The organism is Variovorax sp. AC103, from assembly GCF_979254005.1.
On sequence record NZ_CEEDFC010000022.1, the window covers coordinates 54,689 to 71,272 of the forward strand.

The 16,584-nt window shown below is 67.7% G+C and carries 19 protein-coding genes; 10 read left to right on the top strand and 9 right to left on the bottom strand.

Going from position 1 to position 16,584, the window contains the following annotated elements:
- Nucleotide 1: 1 nt before the first annotated feature.
- Entirely contained in the window at nucleotides 2–919 is a 918-nt protein-coding gene (locus AC0IYU_RS26620; RefSeq protein WP_435483729.1) for an AEC family transporter, read from the bottom strand.
- A gap of 102 nt (nucleotides 920–1,021) precedes the next feature.
- On the opposite strand from AC0IYU_RS26620, the gene AC0IYU_RS26625 reads away from it, so the two are divergent.
- The 8 genes from AC0IYU_RS26625 (at nucleotide 1,022) to AC0IYU_RS26660 (ending at nucleotide 8,124) form a co-directional block, all read left to right on the top strand.
- Nucleotides 1,022–1,996 carry a tripartite tricarboxylate transporter substrate binding protein BugE gene (locus AC0IYU_RS26625; protein ID WP_435483417.1) on the top strand — a complete coding sequence of 325 codons (975 nt, stop codon included), beginning with the start codon at nucleotides 1,022–1,024 and terminating at the stop codon, nucleotides 1,994–1,996.
- 66 nt (nucleotides 1,997–2,062) lie between these two features.
- Complete coding sequence (xerD, locus tag AC0IYU_RS26630; RefSeq protein WP_472123181.1) at nucleotides 2,063–2,971, top strand: site-specific tyrosine recombinase XerD; 909 nt, start codon at nucleotides 2,063–2,065, stop codon at nucleotides 2,969–2,971.
- On the top strand, nucleotides 2,946–3,707 hold the full coding sequence (locus AC0IYU_RS26635; RefSeq protein WP_472123184.1) for a DUF72 domain-containing protein: 762 nt from the start codon (nucleotides 2,946–2,948) through the stop codon (nucleotides 3,705–3,707). Before xerD ends, AC0IYU_RS26635 begins: the two co-directional genes overlap by 26 nt.
- A gap of 20 nt (nucleotides 3,708–3,727) precedes the next feature.
- Nucleotides 3,728–4,714 carry a Bug family tripartite tricarboxylate transporter substrate binding protein gene (locus AC0IYU_RS26640; protein ID WP_472123186.1) on the top strand — a complete coding sequence of 329 codons (987 nt, stop codon included), beginning with the start codon at nucleotides 3,728–3,730 and terminating at the stop codon, nucleotides 4,712–4,714.
- A 29-nt stretch (nucleotides 4,715–4,743) separates the two neighbouring features.
- Nucleotides 4,744–5,736 (top strand): Bug family tripartite tricarboxylate transporter substrate binding protein, encoded by a 993-nt coding sequence (locus AC0IYU_RS26645; RefSeq protein WP_472123188.1) that lies wholly within the window; start codon nucleotides 4,744–4,746, stop codon nucleotides 5,734–5,736.
- 64 nt (nucleotides 5,737–5,800) lie between these two features.
- Nucleotides 5,801–6,409, top strand: coding sequence for a TetR/AcrR family transcriptional regulator (locus AC0IYU_RS26650; protein ID WP_472123191.1), 609 nt, complete (start codon nucleotides 5,801–5,803; stop codon nucleotides 6,407–6,409).
- Nucleotides 6,410–6,504: 95 nt separating this feature from the next.
- On the top strand, nucleotides 6,505–7,638 hold the full coding sequence (locus tag AC0IYU_RS26655) for a thiolase family protein (protein ID WP_472123193.1): 1,134 nt from the start codon (nucleotides 6,505–6,507) through the stop codon (nucleotides 7,636–7,638).
- A gap of 39 nt (nucleotides 7,639–7,677) precedes the next feature.
- Nucleotides 7,678–8,124 carry a MaoC family dehydratase gene (locus tag AC0IYU_RS26660; RefSeq protein WP_435435674.1) on the top strand — a complete coding sequence of 149 codons (447 nt, stop codon included), beginning with the start codon at nucleotides 7,678–7,680 and terminating at the stop codon, nucleotides 8,122–8,124.
- A gap of 20 nt (nucleotides 8,125–8,144) precedes the next feature.
- On the opposite strand, the gene AC0IYU_RS26665 is transcribed toward AC0IYU_RS26660, so the two are convergent.
- The gene (locus AC0IYU_RS26665) at nucleotides 8,145–8,960 is read right to left on the bottom strand and encodes a ferritin-like domain-containing protein (protein ID WP_472123196.1); all 816 of its coding nucleotides are present in this window, start codon (nucleotides 8,958–8,960) and stop codon (nucleotides 8,145–8,147) included.
- A 50-nt stretch (nucleotides 8,961–9,010) separates the two neighbouring features.
- On the opposite strand from AC0IYU_RS26665, the gene AC0IYU_RS26670 reads away from it, so the two are divergent.
- On the top strand, nucleotides 9,011–9,535 hold the full coding sequence (locus AC0IYU_RS26670; protein WP_435435676.1) for a gamma carbonic anhydrase family protein: 525 nt from the start codon (nucleotides 9,011–9,013) through the stop codon (nucleotides 9,533–9,535).
- Nucleotides 9,536–9,572: 37 nt separating this feature from the next.
- On the top strand, nucleotides 9,573–10,580 hold the full coding sequence (hslO, locus tag AC0IYU_RS26675; protein ID WP_435483424.1) for an Hsp33 family molecular chaperone HslO: 1,008 nt from the start codon (nucleotides 9,573–9,575) through the stop codon (nucleotides 10,578–10,580).
- Between the two features lie 19 nt (nucleotides 10,581–10,599).
- On the opposite strand, the gene AC0IYU_RS26680 is transcribed toward hslO, so the two are convergent.
- Genes AC0IYU_RS26680 through AC0IYU_RS26710 form a run of 7 tightly spaced genes read right to left on the bottom strand, consistent with a single transcriptional unit; the run spans nucleotide 10,600 to nucleotide 16,526 of the window.
- Nucleotides 10,600–11,556, bottom strand: a complete 957-nt coding sequence (locus AC0IYU_RS26680; protein WP_472123199.1) for a hypothetical protein — start codon at nucleotides 11,554–11,556, stop codon at nucleotides 10,600–10,602.
- 52 nt (nucleotides 11,557–11,608) lie between these two features.
- Entirely contained in the window at nucleotides 11,609–12,274 is a 666-nt protein-coding gene (locus tag AC0IYU_RS26685; RefSeq protein ID WP_472123201.1) for an AAA family ATPase, read from the bottom strand.
- Nucleotides 12,271–12,903, bottom strand: coding sequence for a nicotinamide riboside transporter PnuC (pnuC, locus tag AC0IYU_RS26690; protein WP_472123204.1), 633 nt, complete (start codon nucleotides 12,901–12,903; stop codon nucleotides 12,271–12,273). The genes AC0IYU_RS26685 and pnuC overlap by 4 nt, the downstream gene beginning before the upstream one ends.
- 22 nt (nucleotides 12,904–12,925) lie before the next feature.
- The gene (gene ftsB, locus AC0IYU_RS26695) at nucleotides 12,926–13,204 is read right to left on the bottom strand and encodes a cell division protein FtsB (RefSeq protein WP_472123207.1); all 279 of its coding nucleotides are present in this window, start codon (nucleotides 13,202–13,204) and stop codon (nucleotides 12,926–12,928) included.
- 19 nt (nucleotides 13,205–13,223) lie between these two features.
- A complete protein-coding gene (gene eno / locus AC0IYU_RS26700; RefSeq protein ID WP_435435683.1) occupies nucleotides 13,224–14,507 on the bottom strand; it encodes a phosphopyruvate hydratase in 1,284 nt (427 codons plus the stop codon).
- A 49-nt stretch (nucleotides 14,508–14,556) separates the two neighbouring features.
- Nucleotides 14,557–14,847, bottom strand: a complete 291-nt coding sequence (locus AC0IYU_RS26705; protein ID WP_435435684.1) for a DUF1330 domain-containing protein — start codon at nucleotides 14,845–14,847, stop codon at nucleotides 14,557–14,559.
- A complete protein-coding gene (locus AC0IYU_RS26710) occupies nucleotides 14,844–16,526 on the bottom strand; it encodes a CTP synthase (protein ID WP_435435685.1) in 1,683 nt (560 codons plus the stop codon). The genes AC0IYU_RS26705 and AC0IYU_RS26710 overlap by 4 nt, the downstream gene beginning before the upstream one ends.
- Nucleotides 16,527–16,584 lie beyond the last annotated feature (58 nt).

The window sequence follows — 16,584 nt, forward strand, 5'->3', positions numbered from 1 at the left end:
CCTATCGCGGCAACGCCAGCGCGAACGGCAGGCTCAGAACGCCCAGCAGGGTCGACAGCGTCACCAGCCCCGCCACATAGGGCCCGTTGTAGCCCATGCGCGCGGCCAGCACATAGGCGCTCGATGCCGTCGGCACCGCGGAGAAGGCCATCAGCACGACCGCCTGCGTCGCATCGAGCCGCAGCGCATGCACCAGTCCCCAGGCGACCAGCGGCAGGAACAGATGGCGGATCGACAGCACCGACACCGCCAGCACCTTGCCCGTGCCCAGCGTGGAGAACTTCATGCCCGCGCCGGCCGCGAGCAGCCCCAGCGCCAGCGACGCCGCGCCGATGCGCGTGAGTGTCGGCGTGGCCCAGCTCGGCACGGTCAGGCCCAGCACGTTGGCCAGCAGCCCGGCCACGGTCGCCACGATCAGCGGGTTGCGCACCAGCTGCCGCAGGAAACCGGTATTCGCATGACGCGTCATCGGCCACACCGCTGCAATGTTGAAGATGGGCACGCACACGCCGATCAGCACCGCGATCAGCAGCAGCCCTTCGCCCCCGGCCAGCCGCTCGGCCAGCGCCAGGCAGATGAACGAGTTGAAGCGGAACGCGACCTGCGTGCTGGCCGCGTGGTCGCGCCGGTCGATGTGCGCGCGAATACCCGGAACGAAGGGCAGGGCGTAGGCCATGGCGATGCCGCATGCGCCGATGCATAGTCCGGCGGTCAGCAGGTTCGACGTGGCACCGAAGTCCAGCGGGCTGCGCACGATCGAATGGAACAGCAGCACCGGAAAAAGAAAGTAGTAAACCAGGCTCTCGACCTGGTCCCACACGCGGCGGTCGAGCGCGGTGTAGCGGCACAGGAGCCAGCCGATGGCGATGAGGGAGAAGTCGGGGAAGAGCAGCTGCGCGTAGTTCACCGCTTCGAGGATAAACCGGACAGACCGTGGGTATTCCACAGCACGGAAAGCGGCTTTCGGACGCTAGCATCCGGGCTTCGTTTTTTCGACATCAAACAATCCAAGGAGTTATCGATGCAACGTCGTCAATGGAGCGCGCTGGTGGGGGGCGCCGCACTGGTTGCTTTTGCGGGCCAGAGCTTTGCACAGGGCTACCCGAACAAGCCCGTCGAGCTGAGCGTGCCGTTCGCACCCGGTGGCACGACGGACATCGTGGCGCGCGTGATCTCCGACCCGCTGGGCAAGGTGCTCGGCCAGCCGGTGGTGGTGATCAACCGCGCCGGCGGCGGCGGCATCGTGGGCGCGGCCGAAACCGCGCGCGCCACGCCCGATGGCTACAAGCTGGGCATCGCCACCGTGTCGAGCACGGCGGCCAACCCCGCCATCAATCCGAAGACGCCGTACGACCCGATCAACGACTTCACGCCGATCATCAACATCGCGGCCACGCCCAACATCATTGCGGTGAACCCGAACTTCCCGGCCAAGAACTACGCCGAGTTCGTGGCCGAGCTGAAGAAGAACCCCGGCAAGTACTCGTACGCGTCGTCGGGCACGGGCGGCATCGGCCACCTGCTGATGGAGCTCTACAAGAGCCTGACCAACACCTTCGTCACGCACATCCCGTACCGCGGCGCGGGCCCGGCGCTGAACGACGTGGTGGCCGGCCAGGTGCCGATCATGTTCGACAACATCCCCTCGGCCATGCCCTTCATCACCAGCGGCCGGCTGATCCCGATCGTGGTGTCCGCACCGCAGCGCCTGGCCGCGCTGCCCAACGTGCCGACCTTCAAGGAAGTGGGCCTGGAGCCGGTGAACCGCATGGCGTACTACGGCATCCTCGGCCCCAAGGGCCTGCCGAAGGAAGTGGTCGAAAAGATCAGCGCGGGCGTGAAGAAGGCCGTGGAAGAGCCGGCGGTGCGCAAGCGCATCGAGGACACCGGCTCGCTGATCGTGGCCAACTCGCCCGAGCAGTTCTCCGCGCAGATCAAGGCCGAGTACGAGGTCTACAAGGACGTGGTGAAAAAGCAGAACCTCAAGCTCGACTGAGGTTTTTCGCGCACCGCAAAGCCGCCCGCATGCCGGGCGGCTTTTTCTTTTGTTATCTTGCATTGCATGACCGAGGCCGCCACGCAAACACCCGACATCGACGATTTCATCGACGCCCTCTGGCTCGAGGACGGGTTGTCGAAGAACACGCTGGCCGCCTACCGGCGCGACCTGGCGCTGTTCGCGCAGTGGCTGCGCCTGCAGCGCGACGGCGCCGCGCTCACTGCCGCGCGCGAGACCGACGTGCAGGCCTACATGGGCGCGCGCCTGTCCACCCAGGGCAAGGCCACTTCCGCCAACCGCCGGCTCACGGTGTTCAAGCGCTACTACCGCTGGGCGCTGCGGGAGCGGCGCGTGGTGGCCGACCCGACCATCCGGCTCATGCCCGCGCGGCAGATGCCGCGCGCCATCAAGACCCTGTCCGAGAAGCAGGTCGACGACCTGCTCGGCGCGCCCGACGTCGAGACGCCGCTGGGCCTGCGCGACCGCGCGATGCTGGAGCTGATGTACGCCAGCGGCCTGCGCGTGAGCGAGCTGGTGGCGCTCAAGGCCATCGACATGAGCCTGAACGACGGCGTGCTGCGCGTGCTGGGCAAGGGCAACAAGGAGCGGCTGGTGCCCTTCGGCGGCGAGGCGCGGCGCTGGATCGAGCGCTACATCGACGAGTCGCGCCCCGCCATCCTCGACGGCCAGCAGACGCCCGACCTGTTCGTGACCGCGCGCGGCGCCGGCATGACGCGCGTGATGTTCTGGATGATCGTGAAGAAGCACGCGGCCACCGCCGGCATCCACGTGCCGCTGTCGCCGCACACGCTGCGCCACGCCTTCGCCACGCACCTGCTGAACCACGGCGTCGACCTGCGCGCGGTGCAACTGCTGCTGGGGCATGCCGACATCTCGACCACCACCATCTACACGCACGTGGCGCGCGAGCGCCTGAAGCAGTTGCATGCCAAGCACCATCCGCGCGGCTGATTCTCCTGAACCGTGGCGCATCGGCTGCGCCGGCTGGAGCCTGCCGCGCGCGCTGTGGCCGGAGTTTCCGGCCGAGGGCTCGCACCTCGAGCGCTACGCGCAGCGTTTCGACGCGGTCGAGATCGACACGTCTTTCTACCGGCCGCACCGGCGCGAGACGTATGAACGCTGGGCCGCGAGCACGCCCGCGGGGTTTCGCTTCGCGGTCAAGCTGCCGCAGTCGGTGACACACGAATGCAGGCTGGTCGATGCGATGCCTGCGTTCGAGGAATTCGCCGCCCAGGTCGAGGGGCTCGGCGACAAGCTGGGTGCGCTGGTCGTGCAGTTGCCGCCCAGCCTGGCGTTCGATGCCGACGTGGTGCGCAGGTTTTTCACCGCGCTGCGGCAAAGGCATTCGGGCGCGGTGGTGCTGGAGCCGCGCCATCGCAGCTGGTTCGCGCCGCAGGTCGACGGCCTGCTCGCGGGCTTTCAGGTGGCCCGCGTGCTGGCAGACCCGGTGTTGTTCGACGAGGCTGCGGCACCCGGTGGCTGGCCGAGCCTTGTCTACCTGCGGCTGCACGGCTCGCCGCGCCGCTACTGGTCGGCCTACGACGACCGCCTGCTTGCGCGGCTGGCGCAGCGGCTGCGGCTCGCGAAGGAAGAGGGCGCTCAGTGCTGGTGCGTGCTCGACAACACGGCAGGCGGCGAGGCGGTCGGCAACGCGCTGACGCTGCAGCGCCTGCTGCAAGACCAATGATCAACAAGAGGAGACAGAACATGAACTTCAACCGACTCTGTGCCGGCCTTTCGCTGGCCGTCGCCAGCGGCCTTGCCGTCGCCAGCGGCCTTGCCGTCGCACAAGGCTTCCCGAGCGCCAAGCCCATCCGCCTGATCGTCGGCTATCCGCCGGGCGGCGGCATCGACTTCGCGGCGCGCACGGTGCAGGTGCCGCTGCAGGAGGCGCTCAAGCAGCAACTGGTGGTCGACTACAAGCCGGGCGCCAGCGGCATGATTGCCGCGACCGAGCTCACGCGCCAGCCGGCCGACGGCTACACGCTGCTGCTGGCCAACACCGGCCCTTTCGCCATTGCGCCGTACCTGCAGAGCAAGCCGCCGTACGACCCGATCAGGCAGTTCACGTACATCGGCCAGATCAGCCAGGGCAGCTACATCGCGGTGACGCGGCCCGACCATCCGGCGAAGAACCTCAAGGAGTTCGTGGCCTGGGCCAAGGGACAGCGGGGCAAGGTCAATTTCGCCTCCGGCGGCAACGGCACCTCGACCCACCTGAACGGCGAGCTGATGAACCAGGTCACCGGCCTGGACATGACGCATGTGCCGTACAAGGGCAGCGCGCCCGCGGTGCAGGACCTGCTGGGCGGGCAGACGCAGATCCTCATCGACGCGGGCAGCGTGCTGCTGCCGCAGGTGAAAGGCGGCAAGCTGAAGGCGCTGGCCGTGACCGGTCCGGTGCGCGACCCGCAGCTGCCCGACGTGCCGACGGTGAAGGAACTCGGGCTGGCGGGCATGGAGGCGGTCGGCTTCCAGGGTCTGGTGGGGCCGGCCAAAATGCCGAAGGACGTGGTCGACAGGCTCTCCAGCGAGTTGGCGAGGGCGCTGGCACAGCCCGAGATCAAGGCGAAGTTCGCCGCCGCGGGCGCCGAGGTGCATTCGCTCGGCCCTGTCGAGTTCGCGGCCTTCGTCAAGGCGGACAATGAGAAGTGGTCCAGGCTGATCAAGGAGCGCAAGCTGCAGCTGGACTGATGCAACCCACGCAACCGCAACCGACAGACATGAATTTCCTGGCCTCTTCGAAGCACTCGCGCCGCACGGCGACCCGACTCCTGGCTGCCGCCGCGCTCGTCGCTGCCTCCGGCGCCCACGCCCAAGCCGTTCCCAAGACAGTGCGGCTCATCGTCGCGTACCCGGCCGGCGGCGTCAGCGACGTGGTCGCGCGCGCACTGGGCGACCGGCTGGCCGCGCAGATGGGCACCACGGTGATCGTGGACAACCGCGCCGGCGCCAGCGGCGCCATCGGCATGGACGCCGTCGCCAAGGCCGCGCCCGACGGCGCCACGCTGGGCTTCTCGGCCATCAGCCCGCTGGTGCTGAGCCCGCACCTGGGCAAGCTGCCCTTCGATCCGCTGAAGGACGTGGCGCCGGTGGCCAGCGTGATGTATTCGCCGGTGTTGCTGATCGCCACGCCGGCCAGCAAGGCCAAGGACTTCAAGGCGCTGATCGACGACGCCAAGGCGCACCCGGGCGCCGTGCGCTGGGCCACGTCGGGGCCGGCCTCGCTCGGACACATCGTGCTGGAGCAGCTGCATGCGGCGGCGGGCGTGGACATCACGCACGTGCCCTACAAGGGCGGCGGCCAGCAGCTCAACGACGCCATCGGCGGGCAGTTCGAGATTTTGTCGACCAACGCGAGCCCGACGCTGTCGTCGCACATCCAGTCGGGCAAGCTGCGCACGCTGGCCGTGGGCGCGCCGGCGCGCCTGGAGAGCCTGCCCGCGGTGCCCACGCTGGCCGAACTGGGCTACAAGGCGGCCAACATCAACTCGGTGTTCGGCGTGTTCGCGCCGGCCGCCACGCCCCCTGCGCTGGTGGCGAAGTACAACGCCGAGATCAACAAGGCGCTGGCCAGCCCCGAGCTGCGCGCCAAGCTCACGGCCACCGACAACGTGCCGACCGGCGGCACGCCGCAAGCGTTCGCCAAGGAGATCGCCAGCGAGTTCGAGAGCAACGGCCGCATCATCAAGTCGGCGGGCATCAAGGCCGACTGAGGCTGCTGACGCGGAAGTGACCGCGTGGCTTGCGGTTGGATTCACCCTACCTTATAGTAGGTAGATGACAGACGCCACCGCCCTTGCCACCGGCAGCACCCGCGAGCAGATCCTCGCGGTGGCGCGCGGCTTCATCGAGACCCGCTCCTACCTGGGCTTCAGCTTCCAGGACGTGGCCGATGCGGTGGGTGTTCGCAAGGCCAGCCTGTACCACCACTTTCCGACCAAGGAAGCGCTGGGTATCGCCGTGATCCGCGCGGCCACGCAGGGTTTCAAGGACTGGGACGCCGCCCGCGCGCGGGAGCCGAAGGACGCGCTCGAATCTTATTTCCGCATGTACCGCAACACGCTGCGGGCCGGCTCCGCCATGTGTCCCGCAGGCGCACTGGCCCCGGGCTGGGGCGTGATCAACGACGAGCTTCGCCTGGCCGTGCAGGAACTGCGCAACACCCAGGTGACGTGGCTCACTGGCGTGCTGGGGGCGCTGGCGTCCGCACAAGGAACGCGCGAGAAAGCAGAAAAGGGCACGAAGGCCAGGCGCACCTCGGTCGCCTCGCTCGCCGCCTATGTGTTCTCCGTGTGCCAGGGCGCGCTGCTGTCGGCACGCATGACCGGGCGCGTGGAAGACTTCGACGAATCCATCATGCAACTCAGGAGTTCACTGCCCGGCTGACCGCCGGGCTCGACGCAGGCACGCTCCGGTGTGCCTATTTTTTAACCGCATAGCCTACCGATTGGATGGTAGGTTTTATCTGTTGGAGCATCGCCATGAAAGCCGTCATTTCCGCCTACGCCCGTTCTCCCTTCCACTTCGCCAGGAAAGGCGCCCTTGCCGGCGTGCGGCCCGACACGCTGGCCGCCGGCGTGGTGCGCGGCCTGCTGCAACGCACCGACCTCGACCCCGCACTGCTCGAGGACGTCATCCTCGGCTGCGCGTACCCCGAGGCCTCGCAGGGCAACAACCTCGCGCGCATCGTCGGGCTGCTCGCCGGACTGCCGCACGAGGTGGGCGGCATGACGGTGAACCGCTTCTGCGGCTCGTCGATGCAGGCCGTGCACATCGCGGCAGCGCAGATCGAGGCAGGCATGGGCGAGGCCTTCCTGTGCGTGGGCGTGGAGTCGATGACGATGGTGCCGCAGGGCGGCTTCAACTTCTCGCCGAACCCCGAGCTGCAGGACTCCACCGACGCCTACATCTCGATGGGCGAGACCGCCGAGAACGTTGCACAGCGCTGGAATGTGAGCCGTGCCGACCAGGAAGCGCTGGCCGTGGACTCCCACCGCAAGGCGGCCGAGGCCCGCGCGCAAGGCCGGCTGGCCGGGGAGATCATTCCGGTGCGCCTGGCTTCGGGCGACATCGTCGATGCCGACGGCTGCATCCGCCCCACGACCTCGGCCGAAGCCTTGGCGAACCTCAAGCCCGTGTTCCGCCCCGACGGCGTGGTCACGGCCGGCACCTCGTCGCCGCTGACCGACGGCGCGGCCGTGGTGCTGGTCACCAGCGACGCTTTCGCGGCGACGCACGGGCTGAAGGCACTCGCGCGCATCAAGTCGTTCGCGACCGTGGGGGTCGACCCGGCCGTCATGGGCATCGGCCCGATTCCCGCCACCCGCAAGGCGCTGGCGCGCGCCGGGCTGAGTGCCGCAGACCTCGACGTGATCGAGATCAACGAGGCCTTCTCGTCGCAGGCGCTGGCCTGCATCCGCGACCTGGGGCGCGACCCGTCGAAGGTCAACCTCGACGGCGGCGGCCTGGCCATCGGCCATCCGCTGGGCGCGACCGGCGCGCGCATCACGGGCAAGGCGGCGTCGCTGCTGGCGCGCGAGGGCGGGCGCTATGCGCTGGCCACGCAATGCATCGGCGGCGGGCAGGGCATTGCGACGATCCTCGAGCGCGTCTGAGCGTCCGAGAATGACGCTCGTCACAACCAGGAGACTCCCATGGACAAGCTGTACCTCGAAGACCTGAAGGTCGGCGACCGCTTCCAGAGCGCCGAGCACACGCTCGACGTGGCGCAGATCAAGGCCTTTGCGCAGCAGTTCGACCCGCAGCCCTTTCACACCGACGAAGAGGCTGCGAAGAGCACCTTCTTCGGCGGCCTGGCCGCGAGCGGCTGGCACACCGCGGCGCTCACGATGAAGCTGCTGGTGGAGAGCGGCATTCCGCTGGCCGACGGCATCATCGGCTCGGGTGGCGAGCTGCAATGGCCCAAACCCACGCGGCCCGGCGACGTGCTGCACGTGGTCAGCGAGGTGGTCGACATCGTGCCCTCGCGCTCCAAGCCCGGGCGCGCGATGGTGACGATGCGCTGCCAGACGCGCAACCAGCGCGGCGAGGTGCTCCAGTACTTCACGCCGAAGCTGGTGGTGCACGCGCGGCCTGCCTAGAACGACGCAGGCCGACGGCTTCAGGCCTTGTCCTGGGCCGCCGAGAGCTGGCGCAGTTCCTCGGCGCTGAACCCCGCCCGCCCGCGCGCCTCGAGGTTGAACGGCGGCTTGTGCCGCGGCGCGTCATAGCGCGCCACGAGGGCCGGGTAGGTCGCTTCGGCGTCGATGCTCGCGCCGTCGCACAGCCATCGGTACCAGTGATTGCCGATGGCCACGTGGCCCACTTCGTCGCGCAGGATGATGTCCAGGATCTCGACCGCGCGCAGCGCATCGGGCGTGTTCACGCGCTTGAGCTTGGCCTGGATGAGCGGCGTGGCGTCCAGGCCGCGTGCTTCCAGCGTGCGCGGCACCAGCGCCATGCGCGCCAGCACGTCGTCCTTGGTCTTCTCGCACATGTTCCACAGGCCGTCGTGGCCGGGGAAGTCGCCGTAGCGGTGGCCCATGTCCTGCAGGTGCGCGTGCAGCAGCGTGAAATGCAGCGCCTCTTCTTCGGCCACGCGCAGCCAGTCGCGGTAGTAGGCCTCGGGCATGCCGTCGTAGCGCCACACGGCGTCGAGCGCCAGGTTGATTGCGTTGAACTCGATGTGGCAGATCGAATGGATCAGCGCCGCGCGGCCCTCGGGGGTGAAGGGCGAGCGTTTCTGCACGGCGGTGGCGGCCACGCGCAGGGGATTTTCGGGGCGGCCGGGCACGCCGATGTCGTCGCCGGGCACGCGGATGGCATCGCCTGCTATTGAATCTGTAGCGGTCAGCGCAGCAGCGGCGCGCGTGGCGGCCACTTTTTCATCGGGATCTGTCAGGCGCAGCGCGGCGAGCGCGCTCAATCGGGGGTGCATCCCTACAATTCTAGTTTTGACCTTCTTTGACATTCCCGGAGACAAGAACAATGGCGCTCTATGAACTCGACGGCGTGGCTCCCCAACTGGGCGAAGGTGCATGGGTGGCCGACAGTGCGCAGGTCATGGGCAACGTCAGGCTGGCGGACAACGCGAGCGTGTGGTTCGGCGCCGTGCTGCGCGGGGACACCGAGACGCTGACCATCGGGCGCAACAGCAACGTCCAGGACCTGTCGGTGCTGCATGCCGACGTCGGCTGCCCGCTGACCATCGGCGACAACGTCACCGTGGGCCACCAGGTGATGCTGCACGGCTGCACGGTGGGCGACAACTCGCTGATCGGCATCCAGGCCGTGATCTTGAATAACGCGAAGATCGGCCGCAACTCGATCGTTGGCGCCGGCAGCGTCGTGACCGAGGGCAAGGAGTTTCCCGACAACTCTCTCATCATCGGCTCGCCGGCCAAGGTGGTGCGCACCCTGGACGACGCGGCGGCCGCCCGCCTGCGCCAGAGCGCGGAGCACTACGTGGAAAACGCCCATCGCTTCGCGAAGGGCCTTAAAAAGATCGCCTGACCGGTTCGGTTGCAGGCACACACAGAAAGAAAACGTTTTGAGCGAGCTGCACAAATTCCTGTTCGATGGCCTGCCGGTGCGCGGCATGATCGTGCGCCTGACGGATGCGTGGCAGGAGATCCTTGCGCGGCGCGCCTCCAACACCTCCACCGGTCCCTACCCGCCGCCCGTGGCCGAGCTGCTGGGCGAGATGGCGGCCGCTGCCACGCTGATGCAGTCGAACATCAAGTTCAACGGCGCGCTGATCCTGCAGATCTTCGGCGACGGCCCGGTGAAGGTGGCCGTGGCCGAGGCCAAGCCCGACCTGAGCCTGCGCGCCACCGCCAAGGTCATCGGCGACCTGCCGGCCGATGCGCGGCTGCCCGACATGGTCAACGTGAACAACAAGGGCCGCTGCGCGATCACGCTCGACCCCAAGGACAAGCTCCCCGGTGTCACGCCCTACCAGGGCGTGGTGCCGCTCTTCGGCGACGAGGGCGAGAAGCTGGGCAAGCTCAGCGACGTGCTGCAGCACTACATGCTGCAAAGCGAGCAGCTCGACACCACGCTGGTGCTCGCGGCCGACGACAAGGTGGCCGCGGGCCTGCTGATCCAGCGCCTGCCGGTGAAGGGCGAGGGCAACCTGGAAGGCACGTCGGGCACGTCCCAAAGAGACCACGACCAGGCCAACGAAGACCAGATCGGCCTGAACGAGGACTACAACCGCATCTCGATCCTCGCGTCCAGCCTGACGCGCGACGAGCTGCTGACGCTGGACATCGAGACCATTCTTCGCCGCCTGTTCTGGGAAGAAAAGCTGCTGCGCTTCGAGCCGCAGGCCGGCCTGCTGGGCCCCCACTTCGCGTGCACCTGCGGGCGCGAGCGCGTGGCGCAGATGATTCGCGGCCTGGGCGTGGAGGAGGCCGACAGCATCCTCGCCGAGCGCGGCGACATCGAGGTGGGCTGCGACTTCTGCGGCAAGCAGTACCGCTTCGACGCGGTCGATGCGGCGCAGATCTTCAGGCCGCCGACCGACCAGATTCCGGGCAGCCCGATCGTTCAGTAGAAGGCGGGCGCCTTCAACCTCAGCGCGCCGCGTCGTCGAAGCCGCCGAACGCAATGTCCGGCGCGCTGGTGTTGTGCTTGGACGGCACGCTGCGCCCGAAGCGCACCTGCGTGGCCTGCAAGGTCTTCACCTCAGGCAGCGGCAGCATCTGCGGCGCGGCTTGCGGCGATGCCTGCCAGCGCACCTCGCTCACGTCGGCGTTGTCGGGCGTCACGTACATCGAGCGCAGCACCGCGAAGGGTTGCGCGCTGGCGGTGGGCCTGGAGAACGCCACGTCGAGCGCGGTGCGCGTGCGGCTGATTTCGTCGACACGGGCCACGGCGCTCCCGCCGTCCGTGAAGCGCACGTGAATGGCCAGCGGCCGGGGCACGATGCGGATCGATGCGATGTTCACCACCGGCCGCGCCGCCGCCTCGACCGGCCCCAGCAGGAACGACGAGCCGTAGACGCCGTCGCCGAAGCGCGTGTCGGGCAACGGCTTCAGGCGCCAGTAGCCGTCGGACGGGTAGAGCACGATGGCCTCGAGCGCCTTGCCGTTCTCCTTCTTGAACACCTGCAGCAGGTGAAAGCCGCTGTCCTTGCGCTTGCCCACCTGCACCGGCACGCGCTGTGCGCGCCAGAAGGTCGGCAGCGTCATGCCGACGATGCGCCACTGGGCGTTGTCCATCAGCACCACGGTGCGCTTCCTGAAGCGATGGGCCGGGTCGGTAGGGTGCGCGCCGCCGTCGAAGTTGCAGCCCGAGAAGTCGGGGGCGGTGACGTCGTTGCCGATCTTGTCGAGGTAGTCGGGCTGCAGGGCATCGATGCGCATGCGGCGGATGCCCTCGCCGCGCAGGGTGAGGGAGACGTTGTCTTCCTCGGCGCAGGCGGTGGTGGTGGTGCCGTTCTCGACGGTGGCGGCGACGGGGGCAGCGAGGGCGAGGGCGGGGGCGGATGCCAGCAGCAGGGCGGCGAAAGCGGCGGTCGAAAGGTGCATCGGGTCTCCGGTGAAAGGGGCACGGGCGCGATGCGGCGCGACAGCCGGGGTGCTAGTCGCGGCGCGCAATCAGGTCGCTGAAGAGCTTATGTTCGCATTGCGGGTCGGAACACTTCTCGCAAGGCCATGACCACGAGGCGGGCTTCGCGTCGAGCCGGCCTCGCGCGCGGCCCTCGTTGCCGGCGATGGAGTTGATGGCGTTCCATGCGCTGGCCAGCCGTTCGCCGCCCGTGCCGTGCACCACGGCAAACGAAAGCCTGGCGCCGGTGAGCGCGGCGCGCACCAGCGTGTCGGTCGGCTGGCGCGCGTGCGGGCCGTCGCGCATGTCGTCGGCCACCCAGGGCAGGTCGAGCGCGGTGAGCAGGGTGATGGCATAGCGCCGCTGCGCCGTCAGCGCGCCGTCGTACAGCGTGGTGTCGGCGAACAATTGCTCGCTGTAGACCGCCGTCATGAGCGCCGTGGTGTCGGCCACCACCACGCCCAAGGCGGCCGCGGCGTCGATGCGGCGGGTCTGTTCGTCGGCGATGGCCTGCTGCTCGTCGGGGCGCGGCGTGCGGCCTTCGCGTTCGCACCACTCTCGCAGGTACTCGCTCACGAGCGTGGTCGGTGTGCCGCGCTCCTGCAGGCGCTGCGCAAGGGCGCGCGCCAGTTCGGTCTTGCCGGTGCTCTCGGCGCCCACGAGCGCGATGACGCAGCCGGTAGGCAGGCTTGGCGTCATGGGCGCACCGCCTGGGTCGCCGCGCCCGGCATGCGTTGCCGCCACGCCAGGTAGCCGGCCACGCTGAGCACCGCGAACACCGCGTACAGGCCCACGGTGAGCCACAGGCCCTTGTGGATGAAGAGCCCCACGCTCACCACGTTCACGGCCAGCCAGATCAGCCAGTTCTCGATGAACTTGCGCCCGAGCAGGAACTGCCCGACCAGGCTCAGCCCGGTGGCGAAGCCGTCCCACCAAGGCACGTCGGTGTCGGTGAAACAGATCAGGAAGAGGGCGACCGCCGGCCATGCGAAGGCGCAGGCGGCCAGGGTGAGGGCGATGCCGCGCGGCGAGAGCCGGCTGACATGCAGCGCACTGCCGTCGGCGCGGTGGCCGCGCAGCCATTGCGCCCAGCCCCACAAGGCGACGAAAGCGAAGAAGACCTGCAGCGATGCGTCGCCGTAGATGCGTGCCTTGGCGAACACGGCCACGTAGAGCAGCGAACTGACGATGGCCAGCGGCCAGCCCCAGTGGATCTCGCGCATGTTGCAGCCGACCATGGCGAGTGACAGCAGGGCGGCGACGAATTCGAGCCAGCTGACGGGGGAGCCCCACAACAAGAAAGCGGGGGCCGAGAGAAGCTCGGTCATCAGCGGGCGAAAGATTGAAGGGTCAGTGCGCGATCTGCACGAACACTTCGTTCGGCTTGACCATGCCGAGTTCGGCGCGCGCGCGTTCCTCGACCATCTCGAGGCCGTCCTTGAGGTCGTTGACCTCGGAATTCAGGCGCTCGTTGGTCAGCGCGGCCTTGGCGTTGGCTTCCTTCTGGTCGGACAGCTTGGTGCGCAGCTGGCCCACGTCGCGCACGCTGCCGCGCCCGTTCCACAACTGCCACTGCAGGACGGCCAGCAGGAGCAGCAGGATGATCGGTGGAACGAGGCGGGCGCGCATGGCGCGTGGCGTCCTGGCGTTACTTCAGGTTGTAGAACGCGCCGCGGCCGGGGTACACGGCGATGTCGCCCAGGTCTTCTTCGATGCGCAGCAGCTGGTTGTACTTGGCGATGCGGTCCGAACGCGACAGCGAGCCGGTCTTGATCTGGCCGGCATTGGTGCCCACCGCGATGTCGGCGATGGTGCTGTCTTCGGTTTCGCCCGAGCGATGCGAAATGACGGCCGTGTAGCCCGCGCGCTTGGCCATCTCGATGGCGGCGAAGGTTTCTGTCAGCGTGCCGATCTGGTTGATCTTGATCAGGATCGAGTTGGCGATGCCCTTGTCGATGCCCTCCTGCAGGATCTTGGTGTTGGTGACGAACAGGTCGTCGCCCACCAGCTGCACGCGCTTGCCCAGGCGTTCGGTCAGGTGCTTCCAGCCGTCCCAGTCGCCTTCGTGCATGCCGTCTTCGATGCTGATGATCGGGTACTTGTCGACCCAGGTTGCCAGCATGTCGGTCCAGCTCTCGGCCGACAGCGAGAGGTTTTCGCCCGACAGCACGTACTTGCCGTCCTTGTAGAACTCGCTGGCCGCGCAGTCCAGGCCCAGGGCGATCTGCTCGCCAGCGGTGTAGCCGGCCTTGTCGATGGCTTCGAGGATGAGCTGGATCGCTGCTTCATGGCTTTCGACGCTGGGGGCGAAGCCGCCTTCGTCGCCCACCGCCGTGCTGATGCCGCGGTCGCCCAGGATCTTCTTCAGCGCGTGGAACACTTCGGCGCCGTAGCGCACGGCCTCGCGGAAGCTCTTGGCGCCCACGGGGATGATCATGAACTCCTGCAGATCGAGGCTGTTGTTGGCGTGCGCGCCGCCGTTGATGACGTTCATCATCGGCACCGGCAGCTGCATGCCGCCCATGCCGCCGAAGTAGCGGTACAGCGGCAGGCCCGACTCTTCGGCCGCGGCGCGGGCCACGGCCATCGAGACGGCCAGGGTGGCGTTGGCGCCCAGGCGGGCCTTGTTGTCGGTGCCGTCCAGGTCGATCATCGTGCGATCGAGGAAGGCCTGTTCGCTGGCGTCCAGGCCGAGTACCGATTCCGAGATCTCGGTGTTGATGTTCTCCACCGCCTTCAGCACGCCCTTGCCGAGGTAGCGGCTCTTGTCGCCGTCGCGCAGCTCGATGGCTTCGCGCGAACCGGTCGATGCGCCCGAGGGCACGGCCGCGCGGCCCATGGTGCCCGACTCGAGCAGCACGTCGCACTCGACGGTGGGGTTGCCTCGGCTGTCGAGAATTTCGCGGCCGACGATGTCAACGATTGCACTCATCTTTTGTCTTTCTCTTTTGGTTCTCTTTGGGCGAATAAATGAACGGGGCTCAGAGGCCCTCGACGGCGATCATGTTCATGATTGCGGCGCCGGCACGCGCTTCGCGCGCCTTGAGGTACTCGGGCGTTTCGTAGAAGGCCTTGGCCTTCTCGAAGCTGGCGAACTTGAGCACGACCACGCGCGTGGGCTGCCAGTCGCCTTCCAGCGGCTGCACCTGGCCGCCGCGCACGCACACTTCGGCGCCGTGCGCCTGCATGGCCAGGCTCGACCACTTCTTGTAGTCCTCGTACTGGGTCGGGTTGGTCACCTCGACATGGGCAATGACGTAGCCGCTGCTCATGCCACGGCCTTCAGCGACTTGCCGGCGCTGCCCGCGCTCTTGTCCTTGTGCTCCAGCGCCGCCTTGATGAAGGCGTTGAACAGCGGGTGGCCGCCCCACGGGGTCGACTTGAACTCGGGGTGGAACTGCACGCCCATGAACCAGGGGTGCACGTCCTGCGGCAGCTCGACGATTTCGGTCAGGTGCTCGCGCTGCGTGAGCGCGGAGATCACGAGGCCGGCTTTGCGCAGCTCGTCGAGGTAGTTGACGTTGGCTTCGTAGCGGTGGCGATGGCGCTCGGTGACCACGTCGCCGTAGATGCTGTGCGCCAGCGTGCCGGGCGTGACGTCGGAGCTTTGCGCGCCCAGGCGCATGGTGCCGCCGAGGTCGGACTTCTCGTCGCGCGTCTTCACGGTGCCGTCGGCGTCCTTCCACTCGGTGATCAGCGCGATCACGGGGGTGGGCGTCTCGGGGTCGAACTCGGTGCTGTTGGCGTTCTTGAGGCCGGCCACGTGGCGGGCGTATTCGATGGTGGCCACCTGCATGCCAAGGCAGATGCCAAGGTAGGGCACCTTGCCTTCGCGGGCGAAGCGCGCAGCCGAGATCTTGCCCTCGACACCGCGCTGGCCGAAGCCGCCGGGCACCAGGATGGCGTCGTACTTGGCCAGGCGCGAGACGTCCTGCGTCGAGATGGTCTCGGAGTCGATGTAGTCGATCTTCACGCGCGCATGGTTCTTCATGCCGGCGTGGCGCAGCGCCTCGTTGAGCGACTTGTAGCTGTCCGACAGGTCGACGTACTTGCCGACCATGGCGATCGACACTTCCTTTTGCGGATGCTCGACCTCGTACACCAGGTCGTCCCAGCGCTGCAGCTTGGCCGGCGGGGTGTTGATGCGCAGCTTGTCGCAGATCAGGCCGTCCAGGCCCTGCTCGTGCAGCATGCGTGGCACCTTGTAGATGGTGTCCACGTCCCACATCGAGATGACGCCCCACTCGGGCACGTTCGAGAACAGCGAGATCTTGGCGCGCTCGTCGTCGGGAATCGGGCGGTCCGCGCGGCACAGCAGCACGTCGGCCTGGATGCCGATGGCGCGCAGTTCCTTGGCGGTGTGCTGAGTGGGCTTGGTCTTGAGTTCGCCGGCGGCGGCGATCCAGGGCACGTAGCTCAGGTGCACGAAGGCCGAGTTGTTCGGGCCGTTGCGCAGGCTCATCTGGCGCACGGCTTCCAGGAAGGGCAGCGACTCGATGTCGCCCACCGTGCCGCCGATCTCGACGATGGCCACGTCCACTTCGTGCGAGGTGCCGATGCCGGCACCGCGCTTGATGTATTCCTGGATCTCGTTGGTGATGTGCGGAATCACCTGCACCGTCTTGCCGAGGTAGTCGCCGCGGCGTTCCTTCTCGAGCACGCTCTTGTAGATCTGGCCGGTCGTGAAGTTGTTGGCCTTGCGCATGCGCGTGTTGATGAAGCGCTCGTAGTGGCCGAGGTCGAGGTCGGTCTCGGCGCCGTCATCGGTGACGAACACTTCGCCATGCTGGAAGGGCGACATCGTGCCGGGGTCGACATTGATGTACGGATCGAGCTTGATGAGGGTGACTTGGAGGCCGCGCGATTCGAGGATCGCGGCGAGCGAGGCGGAGGCGATTCCCTTGCCAAGGGAAGAGACGACACCACCGGTGACGAAGACAAATTTGGTCATGCCAGTTCCGGACGTGATGAATCCGGGCAGTGGGAAATTGCGATTATAGATGTGCCCT